Origin of the sequence: Microbacterium sp. RD1 (assembly GCF_052220165.1) — a bacterium.
Lineage (GTDB): Bacteria > Actinomycetota > Actinomycetes > Actinomycetales > Microbacteriaceae > Microbacterium.
Window position 1 is genome coordinate 1,131,210 of record NZ_JBQPOL010000002.1, and the last position, 17,972, is coordinate 1,149,181.

The following is a 17,972-nucleotide window of genomic DNA, read 5'->3' on the forward strand; positions in this document are numbered from 1 at the left end:
CAGCATGTGCGCTCGGCGAGGAGATGTGCGTTCGAAGAAAGGTGGCACATGCTCACGCCTCCGCAACGAGGAGCGCCACGGGGTACACGGCGAGAAGCTCCGCGAGCGGCACCGTCGAGCCCTCGTACCGGCGGCCGGTGTAGACGTCGACGGCCGGGCCGGGAGAACGCAGCAGCACGGTGTCGCCCCAGCCGCCGCTGCGCGCCAGCCCGACCGGCAGGCGCGTGGCCACCGCGAGCGCCCCGCCGCGGTCGAACGCGATCGCGTGCGCGGATGCTTCGCCCACGACGGTCATCGGCGTGTACCGGGAGAACAGCTCGGGGCGGTCGCGGCGCAGGCGCAGCGTCCGCGAGGTCACGAGGAGCTTCGCCGCGCCGTCGGCATCGACCGGCGGAAGCTCGCCCCGAGCGAACCCGGCGTCGATCGTCGCCAGGAGGGCGCGGCGCGCGGAGAAGTCCACTGGACGGCGGTTGTCGGGATCGACGAGAGACATCTCCCACAGCTCCGAGCCCTGATAGACGTCCGGCACGCCGGGGCCGGCCAGCTGCAGCACCTTCTGCGACAGGGCATTGGTCCAGCCCGCGGGGGCGATCTCGTCGACGAAGCCGCTGACGAGCTCGGCGGCGTGGCCGGTCGCGGCGTCGACGACGCCGTGCATGGCCGACTCGAACGCGGGCACCGGGTCCCACCATCCGGTCGCCTCCGCCGCTTCCCGCGCCGCCTTCTCGGCGTACGCGTGCAGGCGCTCGCGCAGCTGCGGGTCGGGACTGCCCGTCCACGCTCCGACGATCGCCTGCCACAGCAGCGCGTCGAACGGACCGTGTCCGGTCGTGGCGACGCGACGGAAGGTGTCGAGCGTGCGCGACCAGCGATCGGGCATCTCCGCCAGCACCGTCAGGCGGGCGCGAACGTCTTCGCCGCGCTTGGTGTCGTGCGTCGAGAGGGCCGTCATCGCGTGCGGCCACGACGCCAGGCGCGCGGCCTGGGCGGCGTGGAAGCCTGCGACCGGGAGCGAGAACTGCGACGGATCGCCCCCGACCTCCGTCAGCGGCCCGAGCCGGGTGTGCCGGTAGAAGGCGGTGTCTTCCACGCCCTTGGCCATGACCGGGCCGGTCACCTGCTGGAAGCGCCGCGCGACCTCGTTCGCCGGGTCGGCCAGTGCCGGCAGAAGGCGGACGATCGCCTCGGCCAGGTCGGGGCGTCGACCGGATGCGTCGGCCGCCGCCGCGTCGAGATGCTCGCGGCCCGCGGGCAGGTACGACCGGTACACCGGGAAGCAGGTCAGAAGCTCGGCGAGGGCGTCCTGCAGCACGGCGGAGTCCAGGGCTCGCAGATCGCCCGGGAGCACGCGGATGAGCCGGCGGATCTCCGCGACCTGGATCGTGTCGGCGATCATGCGCTTGGTGTCGTGGATGAGGTCCGCCCACCCCATCGTCGCCGCCATGCGCGACTCCCGGCGCAGGCGTGCATCGAGCGCATCGAGTCCCTGCTCGCCGACCGAATCGACGAGGACGCGGCCGAACTCGGCGAGCGCGTCGTAGCCCGTCGTCCCGTCGGTCTCCCACCAGGCGGGAAGGGCCTCCCCGTGCTCGAGGATCTTCTCCACGAGCACGTATCCCACGTTTCCCGGTCCCTGGGCCTGGCGGAGGGCGTCCGCGAGCCGCTCCAGATAGCCGCCCGGGTCGAGCAGCCCGTCGGGGTGGTCGATGCGCAGGCCGTCGGCGAGGCCCTCGCGCACCCAGCGGAGGATCTCGGCGTGAGTGGCGTCGAACACCGCGGGGTCTTCGATCCGCAGCCCCGCCAGCGTCGTCACCGCGAAGAAGCGGCGGTAGTTCAGCTCGGCGGCCTCGTCGCGCCAGAAGCGCAGCTCGTAGTTCTGCCGCTCGAGCACGGCCCGCACGATGGCGGGGTCGGTGAGGTTCTCCAGGCCGGCGTCGTCGATCGAACCCGGGGCCAGGGGGAAGACGTGGTCGAAGTACCGCAGCAGCCCCGACGGCGCGTCCTCCGCGGGTTCCGGGTCGACGACCAGCTCGCCGGCGCGCAGGACGTCCTCCGGGGCGCTGCCCAGCACGGGAACGCGCACGCGCCCGTCGGCGGCATCCCAGTCGATGTCGAAGGCGGCGGCGTGCGGGGAGTCCGGCCCGAGACGGAGAACGTCCCACCACCACGGGTTCTCCCGCGGCTGGGAGACCCCCATGTGGTTCGGAACGATGTCCACGAGGATGCCGAGGCCGGCGGCGCGGGCGGATGCCGCGAAGCGGGCGAGCCCATCGGGACCGCCGCGCTCGGGGTCGACGCGCGTCGGGTCGACGACGTCGTACCCGTGGTCGGAACCGGGGGTCGCGCGAAGGAGCGGCGAGAGGTAGGCCCACGAGACCCCGAGGTCGCGGAGGTACGACGTCACCCCCGCCGCCTCATCGAGGTCGAACCCGGCGCGGATCTGCAGGCGATAGGTCGACAGCGGACGCCGGGTCATCTCAGAGCTCCGGCTTGGGAGCCTGCGACGGCAGGTCGTCGGGGGCCGTGAGACCCGCGTTGAGCGTGAGCGATGCGGCCACCGAGTGGTCGATCTCGGGCTCCGGCAGGTCGTGCTCGCACAGCACCATGAGCGACTTGGCCGCGAGGGGCAGGGTCGCCCCGGGCAGCACCGGCTCGGTGTTGGCGAAGGCGCCCGCGGTGTCGACCAGCACATCCCATTCCGGGCTGTACTTCTGGTCGGGGAGGGCGAAGTCGACCTCGTCGTCACCGGCGTTGAACAGCACGATGAAGTGCTGGTCGGAGATCTGCTCGCCGCGGCGGTCGCGCTCGCGGATGCCGCGGCCGTTGAGGAAGACCCCGATCGCCCGGCCGAAGCCCGACTCCCAGTCCTCCGGCTGCATGACGGAGCCGTCGGGGCGGAGCCAGACGACATCGGGGATGGGGGCGCCCTCCTCCATCTTCACCGGCCGGCCGTTGAAGAAGCGGCTCCGCCGGAACGCCGGGTGCTCCTTGCGCAGGCGCGACAGTGCGGCGGTGAACTCGATCAGCGGCTGATCGGCGGTCGACCAGTCGACCCACGTGATCTCGTTGTCCTGGGCGTAGCCGTTGTTGTTGCCGCCCTGCGTGCGTCCCATCTCGTCGCCGTGCAGGAGCATCGGCACCCCCTGGCTCAGCATCAGGGTCGCGATGAAGTTGCGCTGCTGACGGGCACGGGCAGCCAGCACCGACGCGTCATCCGTCGGCCCTTCCACCCCCATGTTGTTGGAGCGGTTGTGCGATTCGCCGTCGTTGTTGTCTTCGCCGTTGGCCTCGTTGTGCTTCTCGTTGTACGACACCAGGTCGCGGAGCGTGAAGCCGTCGTGCGCCGTGACGAAGTTGATGGATGCCACGGGCCGGCGCCCGGAATGCTCGTAGAGGTCGGCGGAGCCGGTGAGCCGCGAGGCGAACTCGCCGAGCGCCTGCGGCTCGCCGCGCCAGAAGTCGCGGACGGTGTCGCGGTACTTGCCGTTCCACTCCGTCCACTGCGGCGGGAAGTTGCCGACCTGGTAGCCACCGGGGCCCACGTCCCAGGGCTCGGCGATGAGCTTCACCTGCGAGACCACCGGGTCCTGCTGCACGAGCTCGAAGAATGTCGCGAGGCGGTCGACCTCGTAGAACTCGCGGGCGAGGGTCGAGGCGAGGTCGAACCGGAACCCGTCGACGTGCATCTCCAGGACCCAGTAGCGCAGCGAATCCATGATCAGCTGCAGCGTGTGGGGGTTTCCCACGTTGAGGCTGTTCCCGGTGCCGGTGTAGTCGGTGTAGTACCGCTTGTCGTCCTGCTCGAGCCGGTAGTAGGCCTCGTTGTCGATGCCGCGCATCGACAGGGTCGGCCCCATGTGATTGCCCTCGGCGGTGTGGTTGTAGACCACGTCGAGGATGACTTCGATCCCTGCCGCGTGCAGAGCCCGCACCATGGCCTTGAACTCCTGCACCTGCTGGCCGTGCTGACCGGTCGAGGCATACGTGTTCTGCGGCGCGAAGAACGCGATGGTGTTGTAGCCCCAGTAGTTCGACAACCCCTTCTCCTGAAGCGTGGAGTCGTTGACGAACTGGTGCACCGGCATCAGCTCGAGCGCGGTGACCCCGAGCTTTTGCAGATGGTCGATCACGGCGGGGTGGGCGATGCCGCTGTAGCTGCCGCGCAGCTCCTCGGGGATGTGCTCGTTGAGCTGGGTGAGGCCCTTCACGTGCGCCTCGTAGATGAACGACTCGGCGTACGGCGTCTTCGGCTGGCGATCACCTGACCAGTCGAAGAACGGGTTGACGACGACGCCCTTCATCATCGCGGCGGCGGAGTCGTCGTCGTTTCGCGAGTCCGGGTCGCCGAAGTTGTACCCGAAGACCGACTGACCCCACTGCACCTGCCCGTCGACGGCCTTCGCATAGGGGTCGAGGAGCAGCTTGTTCGGGTTGAAGCGCTGCCCGTTCTCGGGATCGTTCGGCCCGTAGACGCGGTAGCCGTAGCGCTGACCCGGCTGGATGTTCGGCAGGTAGGCGTGCCACACGTACGCGTCCACGTCGCGGAGCTCGACCCGCGTCTCCCGCCCGCGCTCTCCGAAGAGGCAGAGCTCGACGCGCTCGGCCCCTTCACTGAAAAGGGCGAAGTTCGTTCCGTTGCCGTCGAACGTCGCCCCGAGGGGATAACTGGATCCTGGCCATGCCTGCACGGGGCAACACTAACCGAGCGGAATTTCGGCGCACGCCGGTTGACCGGGGGTGCTCTGCGGGTTATGCGCCGGCCGGCGGATGCTGCAGCAGCTCGATCCGCTCCGCGAGGTAGCGCTCCAACGGCAGATACCCCCCGGCCGCGCTCCAGCGCACGACCGGGACGCCCTCCCGCACCGCGAGGGGCGTGGTGCGGTCGGTCATGAGGTGCAGGCTGAGCGGCACCCAGTCGATGTGGACGATCTGACCGTCGGCGAAGCCCCCGCGAGAGGCCGCCGCCGCCACCGCGGCACGAGCGCGCTGGGACTCGGCTGTGAAGCCGCGCACCGCTTCGGCCCGCGCACGGATGATCTCGCCGGTGGCCAGCACCTCCTCGTCCGTCAGGAGGAGCACGCCGAGGTGCCAGGCCTCCCCGGCCGCGACGATCCGCGGGGCGCGCGCGATGCCGAGGATGCGGCGACGCTCCTGAAGGGCGCCGAGAGCTTCGCGCGGCGCGCCGCTCAGGGTCCGTCGCGCCCGCTGGAGCAGCTCGCGCGTGCGCTCGAGATCGCGGGGGTCCACGCGCTCGATGCTATGCCGACGGGCGCGGATCGGTCTCCGGCGCTTGCGTCGCGGGCGGCACCTCCAGCACCACCGGATCCAGCGCGGGGGTCGTCACGACGGCACGGTCGCCGTGCAGCGCCATCCCGAGGAACGGGAACAGCAGCACCGACAGCATCCCGGCCCCCACCATCGCGGATGCGACACCCGACGTCATGAGGTCCGCGTCGACGGCGATGGCGGTGACGGCGACGATGATCGGCAGGCCGGTGGCGCCCAGCAGCCCGAGCGCGACGCGATCGCGCATCGACGACCCCGCGGGTGCCGCCCACGCCGACGGCAGCCCCCGCACGACGAGCAGCGCGACGAGGAAGGCCGGTACGAGCACCCCGATCCGCCAATCCGAGACGAGGGCGCCGAGGTCGAACGAGACCCCGGTGTAGAGGAAGAAGAGCGGCACGAGGAAGCCGAAGGCGATCCCCTCGACCTTGCTCTCGACGGCCTCGCGCACCGGGCGCCGGGCGTTGCGCATGACGAGCTTCCAGAGCATCCCCGCCGCGAAGGCCCCCAGGAGCATGTCGAGCTCGAGCCACAGGCTCAAGGCGACCAGCGCGCCGAGGATGAGCAGGACCAGGCGGACCGCCATCTGACCCGACGTGTGGAGCGTGGCGTGGACGAGGCGGTGGATGCGGCCGTGCTCGAAGCGCAGCGCGAACCAGATGGCCGTCCCGGCCAGGGCGAGGAACACCAGCAGGACGATGGTGGACGTGCCGGGGTCGCGCGCTCCGAGGAAGAGGGAGATCGCCACGAGCGGGCCGAACTCGCCGACCGCGCCGAGGGCCGTGGCGGCACGCCCCCAGGGCGTGCCGAGCTCGCCGGCGTCGCGGAGGACCGGGAGGAGGGTGCCGAGCGCGGTGGAGCACAGCGCGATCCCGATGACGACGGCGGTCTCCCCTGGCGCGACCAGGACGCCGATGCCGAGGCCGGCCGCCAGCCCGAGCACCCACCCGATGCCGGCGCGGACGAGCGGACGTCCCGCGATCGCCGGCACGTCGATCTCGCACCCGGCCATGAAGAACAGCATCGCCAGCCCGAACGACGACAGCACGTCGAAGAACTCCGACGGCGCCACCCAGCCCAGCAGGCTGGGCCCGAAGACGATGCCCAGCAGCAGCTCGAACACCACGATCGGGATGCGTACCCATCGTGCGAGGCCTCGCGCGAGCAGCGGCGCGGAGACGGCGAGAGCGGGAAGGAGGAAGAACCCGGCGCTCAGGAGCGACATTCCGCCACAGTAGCGGGGAGCGCCGCCTCCCTCACGCCGCGGCGAGCCCCGTCGTGAGCGTCCACACTCCCACGGCGAGGAACACGGGCGCCGCGAGGGCCCCGCACCAGAAGCTCGGCTCCGCCATCCGCCGTCGGACGACGAAGCCCGAGACGGCGATCGCGGCGAGGAGCACGGCGACACCGTGGAGCACCGGCTGGGCGAACACCACCGCGAGCGGGAAGAAGTGCAGCCCCACCACCAGCAGCACGAACGGCGCGATGAGATGCGTGCGCTTGCGCCGTGTGAGCATGATCGCCCCTCCGACGGCCACCACGACTTCGACCCAGAACCACACCAGGTAGGCGATGAACTCGGGCGTGCCCGGCGTGATGGCCGTCCCCTCGCTCCACGCTCCGACGACGGCGGGCACCGCGAAGGCGACCAGCGCGAGAGCGGCGATGCTCGCGATCGCGAGATACACCCGCCACGCGACCGACGGCGGCCGGTCCTGGGCCCATCCCGCCCATACCAGCGCCGCGACGCCGAAGATGGCGGCGATCATGAGCAGATCGCGCGGATGATCCGGATTCAGCATCGTCGCTCCTTCTCGGGTCGTCGGCGACCGCGTCGCTTCGATGCTACGAGCGCTCAGACCCCGTGCGCGTCGAGCCACGCCACGAGGAAGGGCAGGGCGAGGTAGGCGATGGTGGCGTGCGTGGCCCACGGGATCGTCTGCTCGGTCACGTCGATGCCGAGGCTGCGCTCGGAGGCGGCGAATGCGGCGGTGTCCTCGGGGAGGATGAGCTGGTCCGACAGCCCCTGTGCGAGGAACAGGGGCGCGTCGAACGCGACAGCTCCGGCGGAGTTCTGGGTGAGCAGCGTCCGCCACGGCTCCGTGGTGGTCGGGTCGACCGAGACGAAGTCCCCCACGAGCGGCCCGCCGATCTGATGCAGCCGGTCGAGGTTGCTGAGGAGGCAGAGCTCGTTCATCTGCGGGACGAGGCGCTGCGCGGCGGGGGTGAGCACCGCGTCCAGGGTGGCGCCGGGGACTGTCGCACCATAGGTCTCGGCGTAGGCGGTGAAGGCGTAGGCCCCGATCGTGACCCCGGAGATGTCGTCGAGGTGGTCCTTCATGAGGCTGAGGAGGTCTGCCGCGGGTGCCGCCGCGGCCACGGCGACCACGTCGAGCTCCGGCGCGTAGGCCGCGGCATCCTGCGCAGCGAAAAGAGCAGCCTGCCCTCCCTGCGAATGCCCCCACAGCACGACATCGGCCCCCGCCTGCGCCCCCGGGATCGCGCGCGCCGCGCGCACCGCGTCCAGGACGTTGCGGCCCTCGGTGCCGCCGATGAGGTAGGAATCGGGCCCGTCGGTCCCCATGCCGGCGTAGTCGGTCGCGGCGACCGTGTAACCGCGGTCGAGGAGGGTGCGGAGCCCTTCGATGCCGAGGAAGGGATCCAGTCCGTACGACGGCGCGCACGTCCGTGCCGCTCCGGTCGTGGGGTGCGCCCACGCCAGCACGGTCCGGCCGCCGGGCGGGGGCGGCCCCCACGGCGTCACGACGACGCCCGTGACGACGACGGGATCGCCGGCGTCGGTCGTCGAGCGGTACATGACGCGCCAGGCGTCGGCGGCGAGCGGGGTCCCCGCGAGCGGCTCGCTTCTGACGAGGGTCCCCGGATCACCGGTGACCGCACCGTCCGGCTGCGCGTAGAACGCGTCGATGCCCGACCGCTCGAACTCGTCGCCGACGAGGCGGCCCTCCTCCGCGATCAGCACCGCGCCGACCGCGACGGCGATCAGGACGACCGCCGTCCAGCGGATCCGGCGCCGGATCACGGAGCCGGCTCGAGGGAGACGATCTTCGCCGACCACGGACAGTAGGTGTCGCTCGTGAGCGTGCGGTCCTCGACGAACTCGGGGAGCCCGTCGCACACCTCGGTGGTGAAGTCGGCGAACTCGACCGTGTCGGGGTCGATGTGCCACGACCACGGCTCGTTCACCGACGCGTCACCGCGGACGATGCGTCCCACCGGGATCGCGGCGACCTCTTCGCCGTCGAGCAGCTGCCGCGCGTGCTCGACGAGCTCGGGCGTGACGAGCTCGATGCGATACGTCTGATCCACGACCTCGAACGTCGCGACGGAGGGGACACTGTCTGCACCGCCTCCCGGGCCGGCGCATCCGGCCAGGAGCGCGACGGCCGCGACCAGCGTCAGCGGGGCGATTCGTTTCATCGGTCCTCCTCCAGGGCGGCGCGGGCGCGGTCGGCGTCCTTCGCCGCCGCCTTCGCGCGCGTGGCCGCATCCGCCCGCTCATCCTCCCGGCGCTCGAGCTCGGCGTCTGCCGCCTCGGCGTCGCGCTGTACTCGGGTGAGGTCGGCCCGGATCTCCTCGACGCGCTCGTGCAGCAGATCGGCGCGCTCGCGGGCCTTGTCAAGCTTCGCCTGGAGCCGGGCGAGCTCGCGCTCGGCCTCGGTGGCGGCGCGGTCGGCCTCTCGCACCGCGGCCTCCGCGGCCTTGCGCGCACGGCGGGCGGCGAGGTCGTCGCGGCTCGGCTCGGGGCGGGCGGCGACGCCGGGCACCGATCCGGCGACCGCGTCGGCGAGCTCGGCGTCATCCGTTCGGTCGGCGGAGACCGTGCGCACGAGACGCCCGGTGAGCACCGCGGCTCCGGCGCTCTCGTCCACGATCGCGGCGTTGATCGTGCGCTCCACCTCCTCGACCACCGTGCGGCTGAGAGGTGAGCCGGCGTCCTTCGCGAGCGCCGCCGCGGAGCGCGCGAGCCCCGCGACGAGCGCGCGGCGCTGGCGGCCGAGTTTCGCCAGCTCGGCAGCATCCAGGTCGTCCTGGGCCTCGTGGAGCGCACGAGAGAGCTCCACGGCCTCGCCGAGCTGCCCGTCGCGGACGAGGAGGTTCACCGCCCACGCAGCGACCGAGGGCTTGCGAAGGCCCTTGATGCTCCGGGCGAGCGCCCCGGCGGCCTGGGCGGCACGCGCGTTGCGTGCGGCGGTGAACTCCCCCGGCGTCACGCCGTAGAGCGCGTCGGCGACCGCATCCAGTTCGTCCGTCGCATCCGCCATGCGCCGATTCTGCCCGACCCGCCCCGCGCACAACGGCGGAGACCGTCGGCGACGCGCCGCCCGAGCGGCCGGCGACCCCGCGCGGCGGCGCAATCGCCCGCCGTTGTGCACGGCGAGCGCGCTCAGATCGAGACGACCTCGGGGGCGGCGCCGCCCCGGATCTGACGGTGGAGCCGCTCCATCCGTTCGTCAAGCTCGGCCGCGGTGTCGGCGGCCTCCTTCAGGCTCGCGAGCAGTTCGCCTGGCACCTGCCGGTCGTACTTGTAGTAGATCTTGTGCTCGAGGCTCGCCCAGAAGTCCATCGCGATCGTGCGGAACTGCACCTCGACGGGCACGGACACGCGGCCGGTGGAGAGGAACACCGGCACCTCCACGATCGCGTGGAGGCTCTGGTAGCCGTTGGGCTTCGGACGGGCGATGTAGTCCTTCACCTGCAGCACGGTGATGTCGTCCTGCTGAGTGAGCAGGTCGAACAGCCGATAGGCGTCGCTGACGAAGCTGCAGGTGATCCGGATGCCGGCGATGTCGGTGATCTCGGCACGCACCGTGGCGAAGTCGGCGTCGATCCCCTTCCGCCGGACCTTCTCGACCAGGCTGTCGGGCGTCTTCACCCGGCTCGAGACGTGCTCGATCGGGTTGTACGCGTGCATCTCCTGGAACTCCTCGCGGAGGATCGAGATCTTCGTCTCGACCTCGGCCAGACCGAACCGGTATTCCATGAGGAACCGCTGGAACTCGTCGCGCATCGCGCGAAGGGCAGCGCCCGAAACGGTGATCTGCTGCTCGTCGAGCGATCCGGGCATGCCCAGCACGCTACGGTCCGCGCCTACGAGACCCCTGTGAGCCGGTCAGTGAACGGCGTGCGACGGATGCCGGCGCTCGAGGGCGGCACCTTCGACATCGACGTTCGGGACGATCCGATCCAGCCACCGCGGCAGCCACCACGCCGGACGGCCCAGCAGGTGCATCAGCGCCGGGACGAGCAGCATCCGCACGAGGAACGCGTCGGCGAGCACGCCGAACGAGAGCCCGAAGCCCATGGACTTGATGATCACCGACTCGCTCGTGACGAAGCCGCCGAAGACCGACACCATGATGAGGGCCGCCGCGATCACGACGGTACGGCCGGCGCGGAAACCCTGGGCGACGGCGAGTCGTGCCGGGGCGCCGTGCACGTACGCCTCCCTCATGCCCGTCGCGAGGAACAGCTGATAGTCCATGGCGAGGCCGAAGAGGATCCCCACGAGGATCACCGGCAGGAAGCTCAGGATGGGACCGGGGCTGTGGATCCCGAAGACATCGCCGAGCCAGCCCCATTGGAAGACCGCCGTGACCGCGCCGTACGTCGCGAAGAGCGACAGGACGAACCCGACAGTGGCCAGCAGCGGCACCAGCAGCGAGCGGAAGACCATCACCATGATGAGGAACGACAGCCCCACGACGACCGCGAGGTACAGCGGCAGCACGTCGGCGAGGCCCTCGGAGATGTCGATGTTGATCGCGGCCTGGCCGGCGACGCCCAGCTCGATGTCGCCGTCGACCGCCGGCAGCGCGCGAAGGTCGCGCACCAGGCGCTCCGTCGAGACGCTGTTGGGCCCTCCGGCGGGCACGATCTGGAACGCCGCGAGGGCAGAGTCCTCCGACACGGCGACGGGGGCGACGGCGACGACGTCGCGCTGAGCGGAGAGCTCGCGGGCCACCGCGAGCTGCGCGTCCTGGACCCCGTCCTCGTCCAGTCCGCGCGGCAGGGCGGCCGTCACCAGGAGCGGCCCGTTGACGCCCTCGCCGAACGCCTCCGCCGTCGAGGTGTACGCGCGGTACGCGGAGGAATCGGCGGCCTCGGAGCCGCCGTCGGGAAGACCCAGCCGCATGGAGAGCGACGGGATCGCGATCACGAGCAGCACGGCGACGGCGACGACCGCGGTGACGACCGCGCGCCACGTGGGCATCGCGCGCACCGCCCGCTCGCGGGAGCGCCGCAGCGGCGCATCCGTCCCCGACGCCGCCGTCGCCCGCGCCCGCGCCCGGCGGCCAAGCACCCGCATTCCGGCGAGCCCGAGAAGGGCGGGGGTGAGCGTCACGGCGATCAGCACGGCGACGGCCACGCTCACCGCGCCGGCCGTTCCCATGAGGCCCAGGAACGGGATCCCGGTGATGTTGAGAGCCAGGAGGGCGACGATGACCGTGGCGCCCGCGAAGACGACCGCATTTCCGGCGGTGCCGTTGGCCAGTCCGATCGACTCGACGACGTCGGCACCGCGCAGCAGCTGACGGCGATGGCGGTACAGGATGAACAGCGCGTAGTCGATGCCGACGGCGAGGCCGAGCATGACCCCCAGGATCGGTGTCACCGATGCCATCTGGACCAGTCCAGAGAACGACAGGGTGGACAGCGCCCCGATCGCGACCCCCACGAGCGCCGTGACGATCGGGAACGATGCCGCCAGCAGCGAACCGAGGACGACGATCAGCACGACCGCCGCGATCGCGACGCCGACGGCCTCGCCGACACCGAGGATCTGCGGGACGCCCTGCGAGATGTCGGTCGAGAACGACACATCCACGCCGTCGATGGGCTCGTCGGAGAAGTGCGCCATGACGGCCTTCTTCGACGCCTCCGGAAGCTCCAGGCGGGGCTTGGTGAACTGCACGTTGACCAGGGCGGTGGCGTCATCCTCGGCCACGACGCGGATCTCATCCGCGAACGAGAGCAGCTCGGCGCCCCGCTCGAGCGTCACCTCTTGCGTGTCGAGCTGTGCCCGCGCGTCGGTGAGCGTCTGCTGCTGCGCGTCCAGCGCGGCCCGGCCCGCCTCGAGCTGGGCCTGCTGCGCATCGAGGGCGGCGCGCTGAGCCTGCCGCTCGTCGTCCGGCAGATCGGCCGCGTCGAGCCGGCTGCGGGCTGCGTCCAGCTCGGCTTGCCCCGCGTCGAGCTGAGCCCGCCCCGCATCCAGCTGCGCCTGCCCGTCCTGCGCCTGTGCCCGGCCCGCGTCGAGCTGCGCGCGGCCGTCCTCGACCTGCTGGCGCGAGGCGGCGAGCTCCTGCTCGGTCTCGAACGGATCGATGACATCGGCGACGTCCGGAAGATCCCTGGCGGAGACGACGAGGTCCGAGATGGCCGTGCGCTGGTCATCGGTGAGGGCTTCGCCGTCGGTGGTGAAGACGACGGTTCCGGATGCGCCGCTGAAGTCGGGAAGCGAGTCCTGCAGTTCCTCGATCACGGCACCGGAGGCGGTGCCGGGGATGTCGAAGCTCGAGCTGAGCCCCTTGAAACCGACCAGGAACCCGCCGACGGCGATCGCGAGCAGCGCGATCCAGGCGACGAGGACCGCCCACGCGCGGCGGGCGGCGAACGTCCCCAGTCGATGCAGCAGCTCTGCCATGCGATCCCTCCGACCTGTGAGGGCTCGCCGGAGGACGCCCTCGACACCGACAAGCAGCGTTTAAGATAACACGCAACGTCTCGTCTATTCCTGGAGATGAGCACTCATGCCCCTCCCGCGCAACGGCCCCGTGCGCAGTGAAGCCGTCCGCCAGGCGGTGTTGCAGGCGGCCGCCGACTCCCTCGTCGATCGCGGCTACGACGCGCTCACGATCGAGGGCATCGCCGCGCGCGCCGGGGTCGGCAAGCAGACGATCTACCGCTGGTGGCCGTCGAAGGGGGCGATCATCGCCGAGTGCCTCCTGGAGGGCAAGGTCCTGTCGGGCCGGCTCGTCCTCCCCGACACCGGAGACATCCGGCGGGATCTCGGCGAGTGGCTTCGAACGGTGTTCGCGGTGCTCGGCGGAGAGCACGGCGAGGCCCTGCTGCGCTCCCTCGTGGCGGCGGCGGCGGAGAACGCCGACGTCGGTCGGCGCCTCAGAGACAGCCTCACGGTGTCGGGCTCGGTCACCGAACGCCTCCGCGCCGCCGTCGGCACGGCCTCGAACCTCGCACCGGAGACGCCGGTGGAAGAGCTCGCCGAGGCGCTCATCGGCGCGGTGATCGTGCGCGCTCTCAGCCGCGTGCCGGTCCGCGACGGGGACGCGGACCGGCTGGTCGCCGCGGTCATCGGCCGCTGAGCGGGGCGCCGGCCTCAGAGCGGGGGCGGCGCCGTCGTCGCGCGCGGGACCAGGACCGTCGGCAGGCGCAGGTGCGTCTCAGCCGGCGCGGCGCCGCCCATCAGCTCCAGCAGCATCCTCAAAGCCTCCGCGCCCAGTCGCTGCATGGGCTGGCGCACGGTGGTGAGGGCGGGCTCGGCCTGCGTCGCATCCGGGACGTCGTCGAAGCCCACCACCGACAGGTCGCCGGGGACCGAGAGGGAGCGCTCGGCCGCCACGCGCAGCACCGTGAGGGCGGAGATGTCGTTCGCTGCGAAGATCGCCGTCGGCCGATCGGACTGCGACAGCAGGTGCGTCGCCGCCGTTCGGGCGGTGTCCTCCTCGTAGCGCCCCACCGCGACGAGGCTCTTGTCGAAGGGGATGCGGGCGTCTTCGAGAGCACGGCGATAGCCGCCCTCGCGGAACATCGAGGAGCGCAGGTCGGGACGGCCGGCCAGGAAGCCGATCCGGCGGTGGCCCAGCGAGATGAGGTACGACACCGCCTGGCGGGCCCCGGCGAAGCTGTCGGATTCGACGGTGGGGAGGTCGGCGGGGCCGGTGTGAGGGTCGATGGCGACCACGGGAACGTCCGTGGAGACGTTGACCACCGACGGGGTGACCATGATGACGCCGTCGACGAGGGTGCCGCTGAGACGGCTGAGCGAGCGTCGCTCCCAGCCTTCGGATGACTGCTGCCGCGAGCCGCTGTAGGCGAGGAGGTCGAGGCGGGATTCGCGCAACGCCGCTCCCACTCCCTTCAGGACCTCGGCGGAGAACGGCTCGAAGTCGGCCACCAGCACGCCGATCACCCCGGTGCTGCGCGCGCGCATGCTGCTGGCGACGAGGCTCGACTCGTATCCGAGCTCGGCGACGGACGCGAGCACCCGCTGCACGGTCGCCGTCGAGACGCCGTAGCGGCCGTTCACCGCTTTGGAGACCGTCGCGACCGAGACGCCCGCCGCGGCCGCGACGTCGTGGATGGTGACACGTCGGCGCATGGGGCCATCGTAGGGGCATGGAAAACATTTTCGAAAACGTTTGACGAATTTGTTGTCCTTTCAGACAATTGCGGTGCACCGGGCGTTTTCCACCGCGCGGAGACGAACGCACCTCGACGGGCGAGTGTGCACTCAATGAAGAGACAGGTGAACTCATGCGAACCAACCGAATCGCGGCCGGGGCAGTGGCCCTCGCAGCGGGCGCGCTCGTTCTGAGCGCGTGTTCCGGCGGCTCTCCGTCCGAAGGCGGCGACGTCGAGATGACGCTCTGGCAGAACTCCACGACGGGCCCCGGTCAGCAGTTCTGGAAGGACGCCATCGCCGCCTTCGAGGAGGAGAACCCCGGCGTCACGATCACGATGCAGTCCGTGCAGAACGAAGACCTCGACGGGAAGCTCCAGACCGCGCTGAACGCGGGTGACCCGCCCGACGTCTTCCTGCAGCGCGGCGGCGGCAAGATGGCCGCCATGGTCGAGGCCGGGCAGTTGATGGATCTGACCGATTCGATCGACGCGCAGCTGAAGGAGGAGATCTCTCAGGCGGCATTCGACGCGGAGACGCTCGACGACAAGATCTGGGCGATGCCGCTGTCGGTCCTGCCCGGCGGTTTCTTCTACAGCCAGGACGCTTTCGATGCCGCCGGCATCGCGGAGAACCCCACCACGGTCGACGAGCTGAAGACCGCCGTCGACGAGCTCAAGGCGACCGGCATCGCGCCGATCGCCCTCGGCGCGAAGGCGGCCTGGCCGGCGGCTCACTGGTACTACTTCTTCGCCCTCCGCGAGTGCAGCTCCGACGTCATCGAGGAGACCAGCGAGACGAAGGACTTCAGCGACGCGTGCTGGCTCACCGCGGCCGAGGATCTGGCCGACTTCGCCGCGATCGAGCCGTTCAACGAAGGCTTCCTCACCACCGAGCCCCAGCAGGGCGCCGGCAGCTCCGCAGGCCTCATCGCAAACCGCCAGGCGGCGATGGAGCTCATGGGCGCGTGGGATCCGGGCGTCATCGCGTCGCTGACGCCGGATGAGAAGCCCCTCCCTGACCTCGCGTGGTTCCCGTTCCCCGAAGTTCCCGGCGGTCAGGGCGCCCCCGGCTCGCTGATGGGTGGCCTCGACGGGTACTCCTGCTCCGCACAGGCTCCGAAGGAGTGCGCGGACTTCCTCAACTTCGTCGCCAGCGCCGACCAGCAGACGAAGTACTACGAGGCTTTCCAGTCGCCGCCGGTCAACTCCGTCGCGCAGGAGGCGGTCACCGAGCCGTACCTCATCGGGATCCTCGAGGCCTACAACGAGGCACCGTTCATCTCGCAGTGGCTCGACACCGTCCTCGGCCAGAATGTGGGCAACGCGCTGAACGTCGCCGTCGTCGACATGCTCGCCGGCAGCAGCGACCCCGAGAAGTTCATCCAGACCGTCAACACGGCGGGTGCGCAGGGCTGATCGTGACCCTTCGCGAGATGTCCGCCACGGACGCGAACCTCGCGCAGCACGACGGGGGCGGCACGACGCCGCCCCCGTCCGTGCCGCGCGCGCGACGTCGTCGCGGGCTGGGCTGGCCCGGGCGCCTCGAGGTGCTGCTCATGGCCGGCCCGGCCGTGCTCTTCTTCGTCGGCTTCGTGATCGTCCCGGTGATCATGGCCGCGTACTACGGGTTCTTCCGCTGGGCCGGGTACGGGCCGGCGACCGACTTCGTCGGGCTCAAGAACTACGTCACGATCTTCACCGACCCCAACTTCCAGGCCGCGCTCCTGCACAACGGTTTCATCGTCGTGATGTCGCTGGTGCTGCAGGGGCCGATCGCCATCCTGCTCGCTCTGCTGCTGAACCGCCGGATGCGGGGGCAGTCGGTCATCCGGGTGCTCATCTTCGTGCCCTATGTCATCGCCGAAGTGGTGGTCGGCACCGGCTTCAGCCTTCTGCTGGCCACGAAGGGCGCGGCAAACGGTGCGCTCGAGAACCTCGGGCTCGGTTTTCTGACGGCCGACTGGCTGTCCGATCCCGCGATAGCGATCTGGACGCTCATGGCGATCCTGACGTGGAAGTACGTCGGCTTCGCCGTCATCCTCTTCCTCGCGGGCCTGCAGGGCATCCCCGAGGAGCTGTATGAAGCGGCCGCGATCGACGGCGCCACCTACTGGCAGATCCAGCGACGCATCACGCTGCCGCTTCTCGCGCCCACCCTGCGCATCTGGGCGTTCCTGTCGATCATCGGCGCGCTGCAGCTCTTCGACCTCGTCTACATCATCTGGGGCCAGTACGTCTCCTCCGTCGCGGGCACCAACACGATGGCGATCTACATGGTGGCCACCGGGCGCAACGCGGGCAACTTCGGCTACGGCAACGCCGTCGCCGTGGTCATCTTCGTCATCTCGCTGATCGTCGCCCTCGTCTACCAGCGATTCGTGCTGCGCCGCGACACCGCCGGCGCCATCACAGAGAGGGGCGCCCGATGACCACGATGACGCTCACGACAGCCCGCACCGCCGGCCGCGCGCGACAGCGGCAACGCCTGCCGTGGGGCCCGCCGGCGGTGTACTTCATCGCCCTGGTCGTCATCGCCGTGATGCTCGGACCGGTCATCTACATCATCCTCGGCGGGTTTCGCACGAACTCCCAGATCACCGTCGACCCGGCCGGGTTCCCGAGCCCCTGGAACCTCGAGAACTACGCCGGCGTCATCAGCAGCGGCCAGTTCTGGACCCAGGTGGGCAACTCCACCCTCGTTGCGCTCGCGACGACGGCCGGAGCGGTGGCCCTGGGTCTCATGGCCAGCTACGTCATCGCCCGCTACAGCTTCCGCGGCCGCGGGGCGCTGTACGCGCTGTTCGCCTCGGGGCTGATGTTCCCCATCACGGTGGCGATCACGCCGCTGTACATCGTCGTGCGCTCGCTCGGGCTCATGAACAGCCTGCCGGGCATCATCCTCCCCCAGATCGCCTTCGCCCTGCCCATCACCGTCATCATCCTCGTGCCGTTCCTGCGCGCCATCCCCGACGAGATTCAGGAGGCCGCCTACATCGACGGATGCGGGCGGCTCGCGTTCTTCTGGCGGATGGTGCTGCCCCTGGCCGTGCCCGGGGTCATCACGGTGGCCATCCTCGCGTTCGTCAACAGCTGGAACGCCTACCTCCTGCCTCTTTTCATCCTCAACGACGAGGCGGCCTTCACGCTCCCCCTGGGCGTGCAGGCGTTCTCGTCGCAGTACTCGGTGGACACCGCTCGCGTCCTGGCGTTCACGTCGCTGTCCATGCTCCCCGCTCTGGCGTTCTTCAGCCTGTTCGAGCGACGGATCGTGGGCGGCCTGACCGGCGCGGTGAAGGGCTGAC

The 17,972-nt window shown here is 70.6% G+C and carries 15 protein-coding genes; 4 read left to right on the top strand and 11 right to left on the bottom strand.

The window, feature by feature from the left end; genetic code table 11:
- Positions 1-52 precede the first annotated feature (52 nt).
- The 10 genes from treY to ACTU3I_RS14170 all read right to left on the bottom strand — a co-directional run bounded on the left by treY (position 53) and on the right by ACTU3I_RS14170 (position 12,952).
- Entirely contained in the window at positions 53-2,476 is a 2,424-nt protein-coding gene (treY, locus tag ACTU3I_RS14125; protein ID WP_442926326.1) for a malto-oligosyltrehalose synthase, read from the bottom strand.
- Between the two features lies 1 nt (position 2,477).
- Positions 2,478-4,688: a glycogen debranching protein GlgX gene (gene glgX / locus ACTU3I_RS14130; RefSeq protein ID WP_442926327.1), complete on the bottom strand. Its 2,211-nt coding sequence runs from the start codon at positions 4,686-4,688 to the stop codon at positions 2,478-2,480.
- A 61-nt stretch (positions 4,689-4,749) separates the two neighbouring features.
- Positions 4,750-5,247 (bottom strand): glutaminase, encoded by a 498-nt coding sequence (locus ACTU3I_RS14135; protein ID WP_442926328.1) that lies wholly within the window; start codon positions 5,245-5,247, stop codon positions 4,750-4,752.
- A gap of 10 nt (positions 5,248-5,257) precedes the next feature.
- Positions 5,258-6,511 (bottom strand): cation:proton antiporter, encoded by a 1,254-nt coding sequence (locus ACTU3I_RS14140; protein WP_442926329.1) that lies wholly within the window; start codon positions 6,509-6,511, stop codon positions 5,258-5,260.
- Positions 6,512-6,542: 31 nt separating this feature from the next.
- Positions 6,543-7,088, bottom strand: coding sequence for a hypothetical protein (locus ACTU3I_RS14145; protein ID WP_442926330.1), 546 nt, complete (start codon positions 7,086-7,088; stop codon positions 6,543-6,545).
- A 53-nt stretch (positions 7,089-7,141) separates the two neighbouring features.
- Complete coding sequence (locus tag ACTU3I_RS14150; protein ID WP_442926331.1) at positions 7,142-8,329, bottom strand: alpha/beta fold hydrolase; 1,188 nt, start codon at positions 8,327-8,329, stop codon at positions 7,142-7,144.
- Entirely contained in the window at positions 8,326-8,727 is a 402-nt protein-coding gene (locus ACTU3I_RS14155; protein ID WP_442926332.1) for a BP74-related protein, read from the bottom strand. The genes ACTU3I_RS14150 and ACTU3I_RS14155 overlap by 4 nt, the downstream gene beginning before the upstream one ends.
- Positions 8,724-9,572: a transposase gene (locus tag ACTU3I_RS14160; protein ID WP_442926333.1), complete on the bottom strand. Its 849-nt coding sequence runs from the start codon at positions 9,570-9,572 to the stop codon at positions 8,724-8,726. Before ACTU3I_RS14160 ends, ACTU3I_RS14155 begins: the two co-directional genes overlap by 4 nt.
- A gap of 122 nt (positions 9,573-9,694) precedes the next feature.
- Complete coding sequence (locus ACTU3I_RS14165; RefSeq protein ID WP_442926334.1) at positions 9,695-10,375, bottom strand: GTP pyrophosphokinase; 681 nt, start codon at positions 10,373-10,375, stop codon at positions 9,695-9,697.
- Between the two features lie 45 nt (positions 10,376-10,420).
- A complete protein-coding gene (locus ACTU3I_RS14170) occupies positions 10,421-12,952 on the bottom strand; it encodes an MMPL family transporter (protein WP_442926335.1) in 2,532 nt (843 codons plus the stop codon).
- A 106-nt stretch (positions 12,953-13,058) separates the two neighbouring features.
- On the opposite strand from ACTU3I_RS14170, the gene ACTU3I_RS14175 reads away from it, so the two are divergent.
- Positions 13,059-13,631 (top strand): TetR/AcrR family transcriptional regulator, encoded by a 573-nt coding sequence (locus ACTU3I_RS14175; RefSeq protein WP_442926336.1) that lies wholly within the window; start codon positions 13,059-13,061, stop codon positions 13,629-13,631.
- Between the two features lie 14 nt (positions 13,632-13,645).
- On the opposite strand, the gene ACTU3I_RS14180 is transcribed toward ACTU3I_RS14175, so the two are convergent.
- The gene (locus ACTU3I_RS14180; RefSeq protein WP_442926337.1) at positions 13,646-14,647 is read right to left on the bottom strand and encodes a LacI family DNA-binding transcriptional regulator; all 1,002 of its coding nucleotides are present in this window, start codon (positions 14,645-14,647) and stop codon (positions 13,646-13,648) included.
- A gap of 155 nt (positions 14,648-14,802) precedes the next feature.
- On the opposite strand from ACTU3I_RS14180, the gene ACTU3I_RS14185 reads away from it, so the two are divergent.
- From ACTU3I_RS14185 to ACTU3I_RS14195, 3 genes are read left to right on the top strand one after another with little or no spacing between them, the layout of a single operon-like run.
- Positions 14,803-16,086, top strand: coding sequence for an ABC transporter substrate-binding protein (locus ACTU3I_RS14185; protein WP_442926338.1), 1,284 nt, complete (start codon positions 14,803-14,805; stop codon positions 16,084-16,086).
- 17 nt (positions 16,087-16,103) lie between these two features.
- Positions 16,104-17,099: a carbohydrate ABC transporter permease gene (locus ACTU3I_RS14190; protein ID WP_442926339.1), complete on the top strand. Its 996-nt coding sequence runs from the start codon at positions 16,104-16,106 to the stop codon at positions 17,097-17,099.
- Complete coding sequence (locus tag ACTU3I_RS14195) at positions 17,096-17,971, top strand: carbohydrate ABC transporter permease (RefSeq protein ID WP_442926340.1); 876 nt, start codon at positions 17,096-17,098, stop codon at positions 17,969-17,971. The genes ACTU3I_RS14190 and ACTU3I_RS14195 overlap by 4 nt, the downstream gene beginning before the upstream one ends.
- Position 17,972: the final 1 nt, after the last annotated feature.

Coding starts and splice junctions, on each gene's coding strand:
- treY (WP_442926326.1), bottom strand. CDS start 2,476: ATGACCCGGCGTCCGCTGTCGACCTATCGCCTGCAGATCCGCGCCGGG.
- ACTU3I_RS14140 (WP_442926329.1), bottom strand. CDS start 6,511: ATGTCGCTCCTGAGCGCCGGGTTCTTCCTCCTTCCCGCTCTCGCCGTC.
- ACTU3I_RS14145 (WP_442926330.1), bottom strand. CDS start 7,088: ATGCTGAATCCGGATCATCCGCGCGATCTGCTCATGATCGCCGCCATC.
- ACTU3I_RS14155 (WP_442926332.1), bottom strand. CDS start 8,727: ATGAAACGAATCGCCCCGCTGACGCTGGTCGCGGCCGTCGCGCTCCTG.
- ACTU3I_RS14160 (WP_442926333.1), bottom strand. CDS start 9,572: ATGGCGGATGCGACGGACGAACTGGATGCGGTCGCCGACGCGCTCTAC.
- ACTU3I_RS14165 (WP_442926334.1), bottom strand. CDS start 10,375: ATGCCCGGATCGCTCGACGAGCAGCAGATCACCGTTTCGGGCGCTGCC.
- ACTU3I_RS14170 (WP_442926335.1), bottom strand. CDS start 12,952: ATGGCAGAGCTGCTGCATCGACTGGGGACGTTCGCCGCCCGCCGCGCG.
- ACTU3I_RS14175 (WP_442926336.1), top strand. CDS start 13,059: ATGCCCCTCCCGCGCAACGGCCCCGTGCGCAGTGAAGCCGTCCGCCAG.
- ACTU3I_RS14180 (WP_442926337.1), bottom strand. CDS start 14,647: ATGCGCCGACGTGTCACCATCCACGACGTCGCGGCCGCGGCGGGCGTC.
- ACTU3I_RS14185 (WP_442926338.1), top strand. CDS start 14,803: ATGCGAACCAACCGAATCGCGGCCGGGGCAGTGGCCCTCGCAGCGGGC.
- ACTU3I_RS14190 (WP_442926339.1), top strand. CDS start 16,104: ATGTCCGCCACGGACGCGAACCTCGCGCAGCACGACGGGGGCGGCACG.
- ACTU3I_RS14195 (WP_442926340.1), top strand. CDS start 17,096: ATGACCACGATGACGCTCACGACAGCCCGCACCGCCGGCCGCGCGCGA.